3 protein-coding genes are annotated in these 3,228 nt (G+C 31.5%); all 3 read left to right on the top strand.

All coding sequences use genetic code 11. The features are described from left to right. The first annotated feature begins 322 nt into the window (after positions 1–322). Positions 323–1,141 carry a carboxylating nicotinate-nucleotide diphosphorylase gene (gene nadC / locus AC30RD_RS07630; protein WP_489493850.1) on the top strand — a complete coding sequence of 273 codons (819 nt, stop codon included), beginning with the start codon at positions 323–325 and terminating at the stop codon, positions 1,139–1,141. A gap of 10 nt (positions 1,142–1,151) precedes the next feature. Then, positions 1,152–2,096, top strand: a complete 945-nt coding sequence (locus tag AC30RD_RS07625) for a DHH family phosphoesterase (protein WP_489493849.1) — start codon at positions 1,152–1,154, stop codon at positions 2,094–2,096. Next, a partial coding sequence (locus AC30RD_RS07620) for a M23 family metallopeptidase (protein ID WP_489493848.1) occupies positions 2,093–3,228 on the top strand: 1,136 nt, incomplete at its 3' end. The genes AC30RD_RS07625 and AC30RD_RS07620, both read left to right, overlap by 4 nt.

The following is a 3,228-nucleotide window of genomic DNA, read 5'->3' as shown; positions in this document are numbered from 1 at the left end:
TTCCAAATTCCCAATTGAACCCTCTGAAAAATTACAAATTGAGCGAAAGCTTTGCGATTTTAATTTGAAAATTTTATGTTCGCTGTGAGGCGAAAAAAGTGCACTCAACCCCGAAGGGGCGCTATTGCGTTTGCACTTTTTAATAAAATTTTCAAATGTTGCGTTAGCAAAAATCGCATCCGACTTGAGCGAAATTTAGTAATTTTTCAGAGCACTCAATTCCCATTTACCAATGTCCAATGTCAAAATTAGTTAAAAAGTTAAAATGGTTAAGTAGTTAGAAAGTTAAAAAGTAGGAATAAAATTTCCAATAAGGATTTGTATGTTTTTAGAAGATTTTGCAAAAAGTGTTTTGGCCGAAGATATAGGAAGAGGAGATCTTTTTGAGAAGATAGCCATCCCAATTGACTCCGAAGCCAAAATCATAGCAAAAAGTAGCGCGATACTTGCTGGAGTAAAGTATGCTAAAGCCATCGCAAAACTTTTAAATCTTGATATCACTTGGCTAATTGATGATGGAGACTCTTTTGAAAAAGGCGATTTGATAGCCTTAATAAAAGGAAAATCCACAGATATTTTAAAAGCCGAAAGATCTATTTTAAATACTATCTTACACGCAAGTTCAATAGCAACTAATACTCATAAATTTGTGCAAAAACTAAAAAATAGCGATATAAAAATATTAGATACGAGAAAAACAAGACCTCTTTTAAGAGAGTTTGAAAAGTATGCAGTTATTTGTGGCGGAGGGGTTAATCATAGATTGGGATTGGATGATTGTTTGATGTTAAAAGATACCCATTTAAAAACCGTTAAAAACTTAAAAAGTTTTTTAAAAGATGCGAGAAAAAAGATCCCTTTTACATCAAAAATCGAAATAGAGTGTGAAAATTTTGAAATGGCAAAAGAGGCGATGGAGGCGGAAGCGGATATTATAATGTGTGATAATATGGAGATAGAAGAAATTAAAAAGGTGTGCAGATTTAGAGAAAAAAATTATCCTCATATATTAATAGAAGCAAGCGGAAACGTTACGTTGGAAAATATAGAAAATTTTATAAATAGCGGAATAGACGCTATTAGTTCTGGAAGTCTCGTTCATCAAGCCACTTGGCCAGATATCTCTATGAAGATGATATAGGGCGCTATCCATGTATAAAAAGGCTTATGAATTAATTAAAGAGGCTGATAATATAGCTTTAATATCTCACATAAATCCAGACGGAGACGCACTTGGAAGCTCTTTAGCTTTCTATTTTTTGCTAAAAAAAATGAATAAAAAGGTTAAAGTTGTTAATGTTACCGATATTTTACCCTACAATCTCAATTTTTTACCTGGATTTGATCAGATAAAAAAGGAGCTTCCAAAAAGAGTGGATCTACTTATCTCTTTTGATTGTGGAAGTTTTGAAAGACTTGGAATTGATAGAAGAGATTTTAAAATAATAAATTTTGATCATCATATAAGCAACACCAAATTTGGGGATATAAACATAATCGAACCAGATTTTGCATCAACAAGTCAGGTTGTTTATAAATTTTTTAAGATAAATGATATTCAGATTTCTAAAGAGAGCGCAATTTGTATCTATACAGCTTTAGTTACAGATACCGGATTTTTTCAGTATGAAAGCGTTAACGAAAAAGTTTTTGAAGTAGCCAAAGATCTGGTCAGATGCGGCGTAAAACCTGACTTTATAGCGAAAATGTTAAATGAGAGGGAACCTTTGGCAAAAATTAGGCTTTTGGCTAAAATTCTTGATACTTTAACTCTTTATATAAACGCAAAAGTAGCCGTAGTTACACTTACGCAAAAGATGTTAAAAGAGTGTGGCGCTACGGTGGATATGGCGGAAAACGCATCCAATATCGCAAGAAGTTTGGCAACAGTTGAAGTTGGTGTTTTGCTTAGAGAAGAGGAAGATGGAAGAATTAAAGTATCTCTTAGGTCTAAAAATTATGTAGATGTTAGTAAAATTGCGCTAATGTTTGAAGGAGGCGGTCACAAAAGGGCTGCCGGTTTTGTTAGTAAATATAGAGATTTTAAAGCGGTTTTAGACGAGCTTTTAGATGTTTTGAAAAAGGAGCTAAGTTGAGAAGAAAAAATTCAAAATATAAGATTTTAACTCTTTTGGTTTTGTTTTTATTTGCTGGAATCGGAGCTTATATATATACTTCTGCGGATTTTGAGAGGGAAAAACCAAAAATTGAAGTTGAAGATAAAATATATTGGAATATGAAAAAACCAATTGAGGTGGTTTTAAAAGACAATTTTGGAATAAAATCCTATAAAGTGACGATAAATGACGGGAAAAATGAACAAATATTATATGATGAGGTATTGGATAAGCCGGTAAAAGTTTTAACTATTCCCGTAAAAGCTCCAAAAGTTGGAATGCTTTTTGAATCAAATAAGGCAATTATCGATATCGAGGTTAAAGATAGCAGTAAATGGAACTATTTTAGAGGAAACGACTCTAAAAAAAGAGTTTATGTAATAATAGATAGAAAAAAACCGGATCAATATATCGTTGCAAACTCCTATAAGATTAGAAGAGGAGGGGCGGCTACTGTTATATTTAAAGCCGAAGATGAAAATTTAAAATCTGTTTATATTCTTACAAATTTTGGTAAAAAGTTTATTCCTCAACCATTTTATAAAAAAGGCTATTATATATCTTTGGTTGCATGGCCTGTTCAAAAAAGCAATTTTAGAGCCTATGTAGTATCAGAAGATAAAGCAGGAAATATATCAAAAACGTATATTAGATACTTTTTGCAGGATAAAAAATATAAAAAAAGTAAAATAAAATTGAAAAAAAGTTTTTTAAAAGGAAAGATTTCAGATCTTGCCAGCGAATATCCAGAAACTGCAAATATGAGCGATATTGAAAAATTTAAATTTATAAACGAAACTTTAAGAGAAAAAAACGAAAAATTAATTCATGAAAAAACATCATATGTTGAAAAAGAAAAAATCGATAATTTTTATATCAAACCCTTTTATCCTTTAAAAAACGCGGCCGCGGTTGCAAGTTTTGGAGATCATAGATACTATTATTACAAAGGAAGATTGGTTAGCGAATCTTATCATCTTGGACTAGATCTTGCCAGCACCAAAAGGGCACCTATAATATCTTCTAATGACGGAAAAGTTATATATTCAGATTATAACGGAATATACGGTAATATGCCAATAATTTATCATGGACTTGGATTGTATACATT

This window comes from Nitrosophilus sp. (genome assembly GCF_982775275.1).
The sequence above is the reverse complement of the archived record's forward strand: the minus strand, read 5'-3'. Positions and strand labels throughout refer to the sequence as shown.